This is a genomic window from Streptomyces sp. 2114.4, assembly GCF_900187385.1.
In the GTDB taxonomy this organism is placed as follows: Bacteria; Actinomycetota; Actinomycetes; order Streptomycetales; family Streptomycetaceae; genus Streptomyces; species Streptomyces mooreae.
Genome location: NZ_FYEY01000001.1, coordinates 4,578,180 through 4,591,609, shown reverse-complemented (window position 1 = coordinate 4,591,609; position 13,430 = coordinate 4,578,180). Strand labels below are relative to the sequence as shown.

The 13,430-nt window shown below is 68.9% G+C and carries 9 protein-coding genes; 6 read left to right on the top strand and 3 right to left on the bottom strand.

Annotation, left to right across the window (positions count from 1 at the left end):
• Window positions 1–216: 216 nt before the first annotated feature.
• The 4 genes from CFW40_RS20190 (at window position 217) to cseC (ending at window position 3,725) form a co-directional block, all read left to right on the top strand.
• The gene (locus tag CFW40_RS20190) at window positions 217–822 is read left to right on the top strand and encodes a SigE family RNA polymerase sigma factor (protein WP_371127190.1); all 606 of its coding nucleotides are present in this window, start codon (window positions 217–219) and stop codon (window positions 820–822) included.
• A 258-nt stretch (window positions 823–1,080) separates the two neighbouring features.
• Entirely contained in the window at window positions 1,081–1,692 is a 612-nt protein-coding gene (locus CFW40_RS20185; RefSeq protein WP_256331367.1) for an LppP/LprE family lipoprotein, read from the top strand.
• A gap of 9 nt (window positions 1,693–1,701) precedes the next feature.
• The gene (gene cseB / locus CFW40_RS20180; RefSeq protein ID WP_088799215.1) at window positions 1,702–2,412 is read left to right on the top strand and encodes a two-component system response regulator CseB; all 711 of its coding nucleotides are present in this window, start codon (window positions 1,702–1,704) and stop codon (window positions 2,410–2,412) included.
• Between the two features lie 8 nt (window positions 2,413–2,420).
• The gene (gene cseC, locus CFW40_RS20175; RefSeq protein WP_088799214.1) at window positions 2,421–3,725 is read left to right on the top strand and encodes a two-component system sensor histidine kinase CseC; all 1,305 of its coding nucleotides are present in this window, start codon (window positions 2,421–2,423) and stop codon (window positions 3,723–3,725) included.
• Window positions 3,726–4,003: 278 nt separating this feature from the next.
• Here the strand turns inward: cseC and CFW40_RS20170 are convergent, their stop codons facing one another.
• Window positions 4,004–5,644, bottom strand: coding sequence for an MDR family MFS transporter (locus tag CFW40_RS20170; RefSeq protein ID WP_256331368.1), 1,641 nt, complete (start codon window positions 5,642–5,644; stop codon window positions 4,004–4,006).
• Between the two features lie 141 nt (window positions 5,645–5,785).
• Between CFW40_RS20170 and CFW40_RS20165 the strand changes: the two genes are divergently transcribed.
• A complete protein-coding gene (locus CFW40_RS20165; RefSeq protein ID WP_088799213.1) occupies window positions 5,786–6,397 on the top strand; it encodes a TetR/AcrR family transcriptional regulator in 612 nt (203 codons plus the stop codon).
• Here the strand turns inward: CFW40_RS20165 and CFW40_RS20160 are convergent.
• The gene (locus CFW40_RS20160) at window positions 6,379–7,050 is read right to left on the bottom strand and encodes a M23 family metallopeptidase (protein WP_088799212.1); all 672 of its coding nucleotides are present in this window, start codon (window positions 7,048–7,050) and stop codon (window positions 6,379–6,381) included. The genes CFW40_RS20165 and CFW40_RS20160 overlap by 19 nt on opposite strands.
• Before the next feature lie 650 nt (window positions 7,051–7,700).
• Here CFW40_RS20160 and CFW40_RS20155 point away from each other — a divergent pair.
• Window positions 7,701–10,109, top strand: a complete 2,409-nt coding sequence (locus tag CFW40_RS20155; RefSeq protein ID WP_306427440.1) for an NACHT domain-containing NTPase — start codon at window positions 7,701–7,703, stop codon at window positions 10,107–10,109.
• Window positions 10,110–10,406: 297 nt separating this feature from the next.
• On the opposite strand, the gene CFW40_RS20150 is transcribed toward CFW40_RS20155, so the two are convergent.
• Window positions 10,407–12,932: an ATP-dependent Clp protease ATP-binding subunit gene (locus CFW40_RS20150; protein ID WP_088799211.1), complete on the bottom strand. Its 2,526-nt coding sequence runs from the start codon at window positions 12,930–12,932 to the stop codon at window positions 10,407–10,409.
• Window positions 12,933–13,430: the final 498 nt, after the last annotated feature.

Genomic DNA, 13,430 nt, shown 5'->3' with positions numbered 1-13,430 from the left:
CCCACCGCCTTCTCGATGGCCGCCGTGTCACGGCCGATAGACCTTGCGGCGGGGGTGCTCCTCCCCCGGGAGTATGACGGTCAGCGGGCCGCCGTCCGTCCGAGGTATGACCCCTGGCGGGCTGTTACACAACCGAGGGTTTTCCGTGCACTCCTTGTGGGGCCCACGCACATTACGTCGCAACACCCCCTCCGTAGCGTCTTCCTCGTGCTGGAGATGACCGCCAGCACGGTCAACGTGGGGAAACGCAAGCGGATCGGAGGCGTCGGAATGGCGACCAGCGGCGGCAAGGTACTGGACTTCGAAGAGTACGTTCGTACGCGGCAGGAGGCCCTGCTGCGGAGCGCCCGGCGCCTGGTGCCCGACCCGGTCGACGCACAGGACCTGCTGCAGACCGCACTGGTGCGCACCTACGGCCGCTGGGACGGCATCGCGGACAAGTCGCTGGCCGACGCCTACCTCCGCCGCGTCATGATCAACACGCGGACCGAGTGGTGGCGGGCCCGCAAGCTCGAAGAGGTGCCCACCGAGCAGCTTCCCGACGCGAGCGTGGACGACGGCACCGAGCAGCGCGCCGACCGCGCCCTGCTGATGGACATCCTCGGGGTGCTGGCTCCCAAGCAGCGCAGCGTCGTCGTGCTGCGGCACTGGGAGCAGATGAGCACGGAGGAGACCGCGGCGGCGCTCGGTATGTCCACAGGAACGGTCAAGAGCACGCTGCACCGTGCGCTGGCCCGGCTGCGCCAGGAGCTGCAGATGCGTGACATCGACGCGCGGATGCTGGAGCGTGGCGAGCGGGGGCGGGAGCGGTGCGCGGCCTGAACGGCGGCACACGGCACACCGTGGGCCCCCGAGCAGCGGACCCGGCATCACCCCCCGCACAAGACGAAGCGTGCCTTTACCGATGAATACGGACACAACGCCGGCCGCCTTACGGCTCACAGCCCGACGCGCGACAATCACCCCAGGAACAGCAGCGGCATCGGCAGCTGTGCGAGCAGCACGGTGAGCGGGAGCGGATTGACCAGGAACAGGTTGACCAGGGTCGGGTTGACCAGAGGCGGCGCGGCCACGGCGGGAGTGGCCGCCGTCGGCCTTTTGCTGGCCGGGTGCAATCCAGGGGGCGAAGGCGTACGCAGCGAGGGATCGGCCGGCACCACCCCCGTGCCCAAGGGCGCCGTGCACACCACGCCCACCTCGTCCCCGACCGCCCGCTACAAGAAGGTCGACGCGGTCAAGCTGCTCAAGGACGCCCCGAAGGTCGGCTCCGACGTGAAGAAGTCGCTGGCCAAGCCGTGTGCCGGGGACGAGTACCCGGTCGAGGTGACCTATGCGACGCTCACCGGCGGCACCTCCCCCGATGTCATCGTCAATGTCATGACCTGTGCGGACTCCGTCGGCATCGGCGCGTATGTTTTCCACAAGCGCGACGGCGCGCCGGACGGGTATGACACCGTGTACAGCAACGAACAGCCGTCGGTCTACGCCGGGGTGAACAAGGGAGATCTGGAGGTCTCCAAGCAGACCTACGCCGCGGGCGACAAGGTGTGCTGCCCCTCCGGTGAGGATGTGATGACCTACCACTGGACGAACGGGCGCTTCAGTGAGCGTGGCCGTCCGTATCACACCGACTACAGCAAGACCACCGCCGACGGCGCCACGCCGGACGACGGCACGGGAACGGAGGGTTGAGACAACCGCATGGCCGAGACCCATGTGCTCTTCGTCGAGGACGACGACGTGATCCGCGAGGCCACCCAGCTCGCCCTGGAACGGGACGGATTCGTGGTCACCGCGATGCCCGACGGGCTGGCGGGCCTGGAGGCGTTCCGCGCCGACCGCCCCGATATCGCCCTGCTCGATGTGATGGTGCCGGGACTCGACGGCGTCAGCCTGTGCCGGCGGATCCGCGATGAGTCGACGGTCCCCGTGATCATGCTGTCGGCGCGCGCCGACTCGATCGACGTGGTGCTCGGCCTGGAGGCCGGTGCGGACGACTACGTCACCAAGCCGTTCGACGGTGCGGTGCTGGTCGCCCGGATCCGCGCCGTCCTGCGCCGCTTCGGCCACGCCAGCGGCCCGGACCGGGCCGGCGGCTCGTCGGCGGACCAGGCCGACATCGCCGAGCCGGTGCTGCGCTTCGGCGACCTGGAGGTCGACACGGAGGGCATGGAGGTCCGCAAGGGCGGTGCGAACGTCGCCCTGACGCCGACCGAGATGCGGCTGCTGCTGGAGTTCTCCAACGCGCCCGGTACGGTCCTCTCACGCGACCGGCTGCTGGAGCGGGTCTGGGACTACGGCTGGGGTGGTGACACCCGGGTGGTGGACGTCCATGTCCAGCGGCTGCGCGGCAAAATCGGTCAGGACCGGATCGAGACGGTCCGCGGCTTCGGATACAAGCTGAGAGGCTGACACCGCCGGTGGTCAGGCTGGCCCTGCGCACGGGGCTGAGATGGAAGCTCAGCGCCGCGATCGCACTCGTCGGAGCGCTGGTCGCGATCGCGCTGAGCCTTGTCGTGCACAACGCCGCCCGCCACTCCATGCTCGACAACAGCCGGGATGTGCAGATCGAGCGGCTCAACTTCACGCAGAAGATCTTCCTCTCCACCAACCGGCTGCAGTTCGGCGCGAAGATCGACGACCCGGAGCTGCCGGAGGCGCTGCGCGACGAGGTCGCCAAGAACAAGCGCGCCACCTACCTCCAGGACACCGGGCAGACCGCCCCCGACGTATGGGCCGCCTCACCGCTCAGCAACAACCGGGTGCTGTCCATGCACGACCGTTTCCCCGACCGCTTCGCCGTCCTCGACGACCTCGACCAGGCCTTGGTCATCGGGTCGACCGCGGTGGTGGTCGGCGGCTGTGCGCTGGGGGTGCTGGTCGGCGGACGGCTCTCCAAGCGGCTGCGCAAGGCGGCCGCGGCGGCCGGAAAACTCGCCGACGGCGACACCGCGGTCCGGATCCGCGACGAGGTCGGCAGCGGACGGGTACGCGACGAGACCGACGATCTGGCCTTCGCCGTGGACGCCATGTCGGACGCCCTCCAGGAGCGCATCGAGGCCGAGCGACGGGTCACCGCCGACATCGCCCACGAGCTGCGCACCCCGGTCACCGGCCTGCTGACCGCCGCCGAACTGCTGCCGCCCGGCCGCCCCTCGGAACTCGTCCGCGACCGTGCGCAGGCGCTGCGCACCCTCGTCGAGGACGTCCTGGAAGTGGCCCGGCTCGACGGCCATGCGGAGCGCGCCGAGCTGCAGGACGTCGTGCTCGGCGAGTTCGTCTCCCGGCGGGTGCGGGCCCTCGACCCGGGGATCACCGTCGAGGTCGTACGGGAGGCCGAGGTCACCACCGACCCGCGCCGGCTGGAGCGGATCCTCGGCAATCTGATCGCCAACGCCGCCCGGCACGGCAAGCCGCCGGTCGAGGTCACCGTCGAGGGCCGGGTCCTACGGGTCCGCGACCACGGCACGGGCTTCCCCGGGGCCTTGCTGCGCGAGGGCCCCAGCCGCTTCCGCACCGGCAGCAGCGACCGGGCCGGCCGCGGCCACGGCCTGGGCCTGACCATCGCGGCCGGCCAGGCCCGCGTCCTGGGCGCCCGCCTCACGTTCCGCAACGCGGAGGAACTCACCGACGGCTCGACGGGCGCCGTCGCCGTCCTCTGGCTACCGGAGAATGCGCCTACCAATACGGGGAGCTTTCCGGTGCTGCATCTGCCGGAGCGGTAGTTTCTTCGGCGGTTCCGGCGTTCCCAGTGTTCCCGGCGTCCCGGTGTCCCGGTGTTCCCGGCGTCCCGGTGTTCCCGGCGTCCCGGTGTTCCCGGCGTCCCGGTGTTCCCGGTGTCCCGGCGTTCCCGGCGTGGGGGTTGTGCCTGGGGGCGGAGCCCCACGGTGTCGCTCGTCCCGCCACAGGCGCGACGGCGAGCGACAACCACGGCGGGAAGGAAAAACCGTGGGGGCCCGCCACCAGGCGTGCCCCCACGGCCGCAAAGCCGAAAACCCAGGAATCAGACCGTCTCGGCGACCGGTACCCGATCACCCGCAGTCGAGCCCTCCGGGCTCTCAGCGGCCGGCTTCGTCGGCCCACCGCGGAGCGGCACCTCCTTGAGGAACCAAGCCGCGGCGAAGCCGATGACGCTGATCGCCGCGCCCCACAGAAAGACGTGGTGGGTGCCGGAGGCAACCGCATGGTCATACGCGTCCTTGACCATCGGCGGCAGCTTGGCGAGCCCCTTCGGGTCCATCTGGGCTCCGCCGCCGGTCATCTTCTCGCCGGCCTTGCCGATCCGCTCGGCCATGGTCGTCTGCACCTGGTGGGTGAAGATCGCACCGAAGATCGCGACGCCGAAGGAGCCGCCGATCGTGCGGAAGAGGGTGGCCGAGGACGAGCCGACGCCCATGTCCTTCATCTCGACGCTGTTCTGTGCGATCAGCATCGTGGTCTGCATCAGGAAGCCCATGCCGGCGCCGAGCACCGCCATGTAGGCACCCGAGGTGAAGCGGGTGGTGTCGGTGTCCATGGTGGACAGCAGGGCCAGGCCCACGGTGAGCAGCGCGCCTCCGGCGACCACGAAGAACTTGTACTTGCCGGTCTTGGTGGTCACCCGGCCCGCGATCATCGAGACCACCAGCATGCCGCCCATCAGCGGCAGGAGCAGGAGTCCGGAGTTGGTGGCCGAGGCACCCTGGACGGTCTGCTGGAACAGCGGCAGGAACGTCATCGACCCGAACATCACAAAGCCGACCAGGAAGCCGACGAGCGTGACCAGGGAGAAGTTGCGGTTGCGGAAGATGTGCAGCGGCAGCACCGGCTCGCTGACCCTGCGCTCGACCACCAGGAAGAGCGCGAGCGCGACCACGCCGAGGATGCCGAGCCCGATGATCTGGCCGGACAGCCAGTCGTACTCGGTGCCGCCCCAGGTGGTGATCAGCACCAGCGAGGTGATGCCGAGGGTGAGCAGCGCGGCGCCGACGTAGTCGATCCGGGTCTGCGAGCGCTTCTTCGGCAGGTGCAGCACCGCGGTGACCATGGCCAGTGCGATCACGCCGAGCGGCAGGTTGATGTAGAAGGTCCAGCGCCAGCCGAGGTGGTCGGTGATGGTGCCGCCGACGAGCGGGCCGCCGACCATCGCAATGGCCATGACACCGGCCATCATGCCCTGGTACTTGCCGCGCTCCCGCGGCGGAATCAGATCGCCGATGATCGCCATGACGCCGACCATCAGACCGCCCGCGCCCAGACCCTGGACGGCGCGGAAGCCGATCAGCTGTCCCATGTCCTGTGCCATGCCGGACAGCGCTGAGCCGATCAGGAAGAGCACGATGGACGACAGGAAGACGCCCTTGCGCCCGTACATGTCGCCGAGCTTGCCCCAGATCGGGGTCGAGGCCGCGGTGGCGAGCGTGTAGGCGGTGACGACCCAGGACAGGTGGTCCATCCCGCCCAGTTCACCGACGATGGTCGGCATCGCGGTGCCGACGATCATGTTGTCCAGCATCGCGAGCAGCATCGCGATCATCAGCGCGAAGAGCACCACTCGTACGCCGGCCGGCCGCTTGGCCGAACCCGGGTCCGGTGCCGCGTCCGGTCTCCCGGTGCTCGATATCCGTCCGTCCCCCGTCGGGGTCGCATGTTGCGACTTCCCCATCACTCACTCCTACTTACTTGCCGCCCGGCTAGTTCAGTACAGTGAGGAAGGTAGGCGGCCAACTAGCCGGGCGTCAAGTAAGTTTCTCTGGCGCTCCCTGGGGCAGCCCTCTGACCAGTACCGACGATGCAGGAGAGCAGCATGAGCACACAGGCGCGCAGGGGAAACACCCGCCAGCGCATCCAGGACGTCGCTCTGGAGCTGTTCTCCGAACAGGGCTACGACAAGACGTCCCTGCGCGAGATCGCCGAAAAGCTGGAGGTCACGAAAGCGGCGCTGTACTACCACTTCAAGACCAAGGAAGACATCGTCATCAGCCTGTTCCAGGACCTGGGCAGACCCATCGACGAGCTGATCGCCTGGGCCGAGAAGCAGCCGCGCACCCTGGAGACCAAGCAGGAGCTGATCCGCCGCTACAGCGAGTCGCTGCGCTCGGGCGAGCCCCTTTTCCGGTTCATGCAGGAGAACCAGGCGACGGTGCGCGATCTGAGCATCGGCGAGACGTTCAAATCGCGCATGCTGACCCTCTTCGACCTCCTCAAGGAGCCCGAATCGGAGCTGACGGATCAGGTGCGCTGCATCACCGCACTGTTCTCCATGCATGCGGGCATGTTCGCGATGCAGCACGTGGAGGGCGACCCCGAGGAGAAGCGCAGGGCCATCCTCGAGGTCGCCACAGAACTGGTCACGGCGGCAAACCCGCCGAACCGCCGGCCAGCCCGGCCGGACTCAGCTCAGACGGCGTCGCCGTGAGCCCGCAGGAATCCGGTCGGCTCGATGCCCGTCCCGTAGTTGGGGCCGGTGCGGACCTCGAAGTGCAGGTGGGGACCGGTGGAGTTACCCGTGCTGCCGGACAGGCCGATCTGCTGGCCGGCGCCGACCTGCTGGCCGACCCGGACCTGTATCTGTGACAGGTGCGCGTACTGGGTGTACGTGCCGTTGTCGTGCTGGATCACGATGGCGTTGCCGTAGGCCGGGCCGTCGCCGCCACCCCAGGGACCGGCCTTGACGACGGTGCCCTTGTGGACGGCCTTGACGGCGGTACCGGTCGGCACGACGAAGTCCTGACCACTGTGCTTGTGCGCCCAGTGGCTGCCGGCGATGCCGAAGGGCTCACCCAGGGTGTAGTTGTCGACCGGCTTGACCCAGGCGTCGACCGCCTTGGCCGCGTCCTGCTTGGCCTTGACGGCGGCGGCCTTCGCGGCGGCCGCGGACTTGGCCTGCGCGTCGGCCTGCGCGGTCACGGCCGAACCGACACCCGAGGTGAGGTTCTGCAGACCCGTGTCGGCGGCGGTCGCAATACCGGCACCCAGTGCGGCGGTCACACCGACACCGGCGGCGACAACGGCGACGCGATTGCGCACGGCGAACTTCTTCGAATTGCGGAGAGCGGCAAACTTGGACATGCGGGTTTTCCTCCAGTGAATCGATTGGTTACCCGGCTGCGGACCGGGATCGCCATTCCTTGGTAACCCGCCTTCGCCGCCCCGCCAAGGTGCCTTTCTACTAACCCGGCCCGTATCAGGAGCCGAGTGAACGAGGCCCTTGCACGCCCTCCCCAGCTCCGCACGAAAACCCCAAATTTGGACATACCGCATTGCCTGGCGGGCCCGCTGCACACCCCTTGAACAGGCATTTTCGCCATATGTCGCACGGGTGGCGCGCAGTTCGCCCCATCCGCCCCCCGCAGCCCTCACCCCTCGGGGCTCCCGCCCCGGTTTCTCCGCCGCGCGCTACCCCTAATCCTTTTAGTAGGCCTCAATTCGGCTGTGCGCCATGTCACCGATAATCAAGATCCAATCCCTTTTCGCACCCCCGCCGGACCCCCGATTCACCCCCCGGAGCCTTTGCGAACCGCGCCACCCGGCCCTTTGTGACGCCGGTTACCCAGAATGTGTGACCGGGATTACCCGGCCTTTGTGATGCGAGTTACCCAGCCTTTGTGACCCGCGTTACGCAACATTGGCGACCCGGATTACTCACGTCCACCAAATGTCCGAATTGAAGGGAAATGGAGTGCCGATTTCCGTGACCGCCACCACACCGCTCCCCCTTCGTGCGCACCTGGCCGATCCGCACCCACTGCCCCTCCGGCCGCTCTAGCCTGGCCCGACGGCAGCAAGCCCCCCGGCGAGACGGCCCTCCCCCACCTCTACGGCCGGATTCCCTTCGTCCTCCCGCTGCGCACCCTCACCCGCGACGGGGCGCCCCTGCCCACCCCCGGCCGCTTCCTCGCCGCCGTCGGCTGCCCCGTGTCCGGCTCGCAGCCGACGGCTGGGCCGAGCGCGTACTGGCCGGCGGGCGGGCGCTCCTCCTGGTCGACGGCCTGGACGAGATCCCCGAGCGGGAACGCGAGCCGACCCGCCGCTGGCTGCGCGATCTGTCCGACGCCTTCCCGGACAACCTGTGGCTGGTCACCTCACGCCCCTCCGCCGTGCGCGACGACTGGCTCGCCGCCGACGGCTTCGGCGAGCTCACGCTCTCCGCCATGAGCCGCACCGAGGTCGCCGCCTTCATCGGCCGCTGGCACGCCGCGGCCCGCTGTGACGCCGAGGACCCCGAACGCCTCGACGCCTACGAGCAGTCCCTCCTCACCGCCGTCCACACCACACAGGACCTCGCCCGGCTCGCCACCAACCCCCTCATGTGCGGCCTGATCTGCGCCCTGCACCGGGACCGCCGCGGCTATCTGCCCACCGGCCGCAAGGAGCTCTACGACGCCGCCCTGGGCATGCTGCTCTCCCGCCGCGACCGGGAGCGCGATATGGCCGCCCCCACGGGCATCGAGCTGAGCGACGAGCCGCAGATCCAGCTCCTCCAGCGGCTCGCGTACTGGCTCATCCGCAACGGCCGCAACGAACTCGACCGCGAACGGGCCGAGCGCATCGTCGGCGAGGCCCTGCCCGCCGTGCCCTCGGCCGCGCAGCAGGGCGGCGCGACGGCCATTTTCCGCCATCTCCTGCTGCGCAGCGGCCTGCTCCGCGAACCGGCCCCCGACTCGGTCGACTTCGTCCACCGGACGTTCCAGGACTACCTCGGCGCCAAGGCCGCCGTGGAGGACGGCGATTTCGGGCTGCTGGTGGCGCAGGCGGAGGACTCCCAGTGGGAGGACGTGATCCGGATGGCGGTGGCTCACGCACGACCGCGCGAACGGGCCGAGATCCTGCGGGGGTTGCTCGCCCGCGGTGACGCCATCGGGGACTACCCCGCCCGCCTGCGCGTCCATCTCCTCGCCATGGCGTGCCTGGAACACGCCACGGAGCTCGATCCTCGGGTGCGCGAGGAGGTGAACGAGCGGGCGCGGGCGATCCTGCCGCCCCGGTGTCGTGAGGAGGCCACGCTCCTGGCCGGGGTGGGGCACCTCGCTCTGGAGCTGCTGCCGGGGCCGGAGGGGCTGGAGGACGATGAGGCGCAGGAGGTGATCGCCACCGCCGCGCTCATCGGATCGGACGCGGCGATGGAGGTGATCAGGCGGTTCCGCCATCACCCCGCCACGGGCGCCAGGTATCAACTGGCCCGCTCCTGGCAGGCGTTCGACACCGAGCGCTATATGGAGGAGATCATCCGGCAGCTCGACCCCGCGACGTTCCTGCCGGTCGTCGACGCCGCCGGACTCCGTGCCCTGAAGGCCCTGGGAGGACGGCCGTGCATCGAGGTGGCCGGCCCGTTCACCTCCCGCGAACTCCTCGACTCTTTGCACCCCCGCCAGATCACCCACCTGGCACTGACCGAGAACGACGAGATCGGCAGCCTTGACTTCCTCACGGAGTTCCCCGCCCTGCGCTCCCTGATGCTGGTGGACTGCCCGGGGGTCAGCAGCCTCGCCCCACTCGCCGGAATGCCGTTGACCGCGCTCTCGGTGACGGCACGGGACCGCGCCGGGGTGCGCTGCCCGGACGGACTGCACCTGCTGAAGCACCTCCGCCATCTGAGCCTCACCGTTCCCCTCCCGCCGGCGGGGCTGCGGGCGCTGCCGGCGGATGCCCCGCTGACCTCACTGATTCTCGGCCACCCGGTCGAGGCCGGGTTCTCCGCGCTGCGCCACTGGCAGCAGCTCAGCGCCCTGCAGCTGCGAAGCCTCACCGGAGCCTTCACCGACGGTGCCTGGGACACCCTGGCGCACCTGCCCGGCCTGGAGGACTTCTCGTTCGGCCTGGCGGCCGGGGAGACCGCGCTGCGCATCCCGACGGCCCTCCGGCTGCCGCAGGTGACGACGCTGAGCGCCATCAACACCGCGCACGGCCCGCTCGCCGAGCTGAGCCATTCCGTGGCCGCCGCCCTCCCGGCGTTCCCCGCCCTCCGCAAACTCCGGCTCTACGGCCTCACCGGCGGCACCATCGCGCTGCCGCCACTGACCGGCCTGCCCGAACTGCGGGAGGTCTTCCTCTCCTACCTGCGCTCCGAGCCCGCCCCCGAACTCCCGCCGCACATCGAACTCACCCGCTTCCCCCGCCCCCGCACATAGGCCGGGGCTCTCCGCCTTTCCGGAACTGGACACACTGCGCACCGGCCACCGTCGTATTCCACCGGTGCGGGGTGTTCCCGCGGGAATACGCGCCGTGCAGATGTGCAGCCGTAAGGGGCGGGCGTCGGTGGCGTTGTCCAGAAACGGCTGAAAATGACCTAGCAATTACGGAGCTGAATTTATCCGCCACATGCGGCGTCGCTTACGGCACGGCATACGGCGTCACATACGGCACTGCCCCGGAACCGTAAGAAACGATTCCGGGGCAGTGCCGTATGCGGATATCCGCGGTGCCGCTCAGACGTCCTTGCTCAGGTTCGGGCCCGAACCGCCGGTCGCGGACTCGATCGGCGGGGCGTCGGGCAGTGCCGACTTCTCCTCGCCGCGGAAGGTGAACTTGGCGGTCTCACCCTCGCCCTCGACATCGACGACCACGATGTGGCCCGGACGCAGCTCGCTGAAGAGGATCTTCTCCGAGAGGGCGTCCTCGATCTCGCGCTGGATCGTGCGGCGCAGCGGACGGGCGCCGAGCACCGGGTCGTACCCGCGCTTGGCCAGCAGCGACTTGGCCTCGCCGCTGAGCTCGATGCCCATGTCGCGGTCCTTCAGCCGCTCGTCCACCTTGGCGATCATGAGGTCGACGATCTGGATGATGTCTTCCTCGGTCAGCTGGTGGAAGACGACCGTGTCGTCCACACGGTTGAGGAACTCGGGGCGGAAGTGCTGCTTGAGCTCTTCGTTGACCTTGTTCTTCATCCGCTCGTAGCTGGACTTGGTGTCGCCCTGGGCCGCGAAGCCCAGGTTGAAGCCCTTGGAGATGTCCCGGGTGCCGAGGTTGGTCGTCATGATGATGACCGTGTTCTTGAAGTCCACGACCCGGCCCTGGGAGTCGGTCAGGCGACCGTCCTCCAGGATCTGCAGCAGCGAGTTGAAGATGTCCGGGTGGGCCTTCTCGACCTCGTCGAAGAGCACCACGGAGAACGGCTTGCGGCGCACCTTCTCGGTGAGCTGACCGCCCTCTTCGTAGCCGACGTAGCCGGGAGGCGAACCGAACAGCCGCGAGACGGTGTGCTTCTCGCTGAACTCCGACATGTCGAGGGAGATCAGCGCGTCCTCGTCGCCGAACAGGAACTCCGCCAGCGTCTTGGAGAGCTCGGTCTTACCCACACCGGACGGACCGGCGAAGATGAACGAGCCACCCGGACGCTTGGGGTCCTTCAGGCCGGCACGGGTACGGCGGATGGCCTGGGAGAGCGCCTTGATGGCGTCCTTCTGGCCGATGACGCGCTTGTGCAGCTCGTCTTCCATCCGCAGCAGCCGGGAGGACTCCTCCTCGGTGAGCTTGAAGACCGGGATGCCGGTGGCCGTCGCCAGGACCTCGGCGATCAGCTCCTCGTCCACCTCGGCGACGACGTCCATGTCGCCGGCCTTCCACTCCTTCTCCCGCTTCGCCTTCGCGGCCAGGAGCTGCTTCTCCTTGTCGCGCAGGCCCGCGGCCATCTCGAAGTCCTGCGAGTCGATCGCGGACTCCTTCTCCCGGCGCACATCGGCGATCTTCTCGTCGAATTCGCGCAGGTCCGGCGGCGCGGTCATCCGGCGGATCCGCATCCGGGAGCCGGCCTCGTCGATCAGGTCGATCGCCTTGTCCGGCAGGAAGCGGTCGGAGATGTAGCGGTCGGCGAGGGTGGCCGCCGCGACCAGCGCGGAGTCCGTGATGGACACGCGGTGGTGCGCCTCGTAGCGGTCCCGCAGACCCTTGAGGATCTCGATGGTGTGCGGCAGCGACGGCTCCGCGACCTGGATCGGCTGGAAGCGGCGCTCCAGGGCCGCGTCCTTCTCCAGGTGCTTGCGGTACTCGTCGAGCGTGGTGGCACCGATGGTCTGCAGCTCGCCTCGCGCCAGCATGGGCTTGAGGATGCTCGCGGCGTCGATCGCGCCCTCGGCGGCGCCCGCACCCACCAGGGTGTGGAGCTCGTCGATGAACAGGATGATGTCGCCGCGGGTGCGGATCTCCTTGAGCACCTTCTTCAGGCGCTCCTCGAAGTCACCGCGGTAGCGGGAGCCGGCGACCAGGGCACCGAGGTCGAGGGTGTAGAGGTGCTTGTCCTTGAGGGTTTCGGGCACCTCGCCCTTGACGATGGCCTGCGCCAGGCCCTCGACGACCGCCGTCTTGCCGACGCCGGGCTCGCCGATGAGGACCGGGTTGTTCTTGGTACGGCGGGACAGGACCTGCATGACCCGCTCGATTTCCTTCTCGCGCCCGATGACCGGGTCGAGCTTGGTCTCGCGAGCGGCCTGCGTCAGGTTGCGGCCGAACTGGTCCAGGACGAGGGAGGTCGAGGGGGTGCCCTCGGCGGGGCCGCCGGCCGTGGCGGCTTCCTTGCCCTGGTAGCCGGACAGCAGCTGGATGACCTGCTGCCGCACGCGGTTGAGATCGGCGCCCAGCTTCACCAGGACCTGGGCGGCGACGCCCTCGCCCTCGCGGATCAGGCCGAGCAGGATGTGCTCCGTACCGATGTAGTTGTGGCCGAGCTGGAGGGCCTCGCGGAGCGAGAGCTCCAGGACCTTCTTGGCACGGGGGGTGAAGGGGATGTGCCCGGACGGGGCCTGCTGGCCCTGACCGATGATCTCCTCCACCTGCTGGCGGACCGCCTCGAGCGAAATCCCGAGGCTCTCCAGGGCCTTAGCGGCGACACCCTCACCCTCATGGATCAGGCCCAGGAGGATGTGCTCGGTGCCGATGTAGTTGTGGTTGAGCATCCGGGCTTCTTCCTGAGCCAGGACGACAACCCGCCGCGCACGGTCGGTGAACCTCTCGAACATCGTTAATCGCTCCTCAGAGCGGTCAGGCAGTTAGGGGTCGGTCCCCTCCCTGTCCTTCCGCATGCTAGTCCCGCGGGGCGGGACAGCTCATTCCAACTGCCGACACCCGTCCGGATCACCCCCGCTCCGGCGGGGAAATTTACTGCCGAACAGCTGACATCTGCTCCAACTCGATGGTGCGAGACGATGTTCCCGCAGGCCAGGCATATACGCCCTCTGCCACTACGCCCGTGGCGAACGCGCCCTGTACCGACACGCCGTCCGCCGCCGGCCGTCAGCCGGGGAGAAGCGCCTCGGGCGCCGGTCACACCGTCTCTTCCCACTGAGACTGTCTTACCCGCAGGCACGGACACTCCATGCGGCGCGGGGCCCTTCCATCCGCTACGGGCGAACATCCGCACGCCACCGGACGCCCCCTCGCGCCCCCTCGCCCGGGCACGGTGCGTATCCGCACTTCCACCCAGCGTAACTTCCCGGGGTTCCGGGAGTTGCACCGGG